Annotated in this window: 1 protein-coding gene; it reads left to right on the top strand. The window is 27.4% G+C overall.

All coding sequences use genetic code 11. From position 1 onward, the window contains the following. Positions 1-482, top strand: a 482-nt coding sequence (locus B2W91_RS14235) for a hypothetical protein (RefSeq protein ID WP_291582114.1), incomplete at its 5' end; no start/stop codon positions are given. Between the last annotated feature and the right edge of the window lie 176 nt (positions 483-658).

Here is a 658-nt window from a genome sequence, read left to right as displayed (position 1 = left end):
GTCAATTGTCAATTCTCAATTGCAGAAGGGGTGAGTATATGAGAACATATGGAGTACATTTTAATAATACAAGTTTATTAGTAGAATTTGATTTTTGGAGGATATTAGTTTTAAATTTTTTAGAAGATGCAGATAGTATAAGAATAGATTGTTGGAATGGTGAGGAAGAGATTATTAAGGAACTTTTACCATTAAGCAAAGAAGTAGATAGAGATAGCTTCAAAGATATGACAATTTTTACTTTTGATATTAATGACAATACAATTAATGAGATAGTTTATAATGGATTCAAGAAAAATAAACGACCTAAGTGGTTTTCTCTTTTTCTACAAAGAGAAGGAGAGATATTCTTTTCTTCAGAACATTATGGAGATGAGTTATCAATGGATAATATTACAAGTGAAGAAGTAAAATGGGTTAAGTATGTGGTTCCAAAGAGTTTTTCTTTCCATTCATGGATTTCAAAGAAAAAAGAGGTATAAAGTGTAGTTTCAAATATTTATGAATGATATAAAGATTTTTGATGCTAAAGAAAAAGAAAAATTCAAAGAACAATTAGAAATTTTGAAGAAAGCTATAGGAAAGCTTAATAATAGAGGATCCCGCAATGAAAATTTAACTTGTGCATGATTTTACTTTCCATAACAAAAAATCTTTT

Origin of the sequence: Clostridium sp. UBA6640 (genome assembly GCF_002455975.1) — a bacterium.
In the GTDB taxonomy this organism is placed as follows: domain Bacteria; phylum Bacillota; class Clostridia; order Clostridiales; family Clostridiaceae; genus Clostridium_J.
Note: the sequence above shows the minus strand (reverse complement) of the source record. Positions and strands in the feature narration are given on the sequence as shown.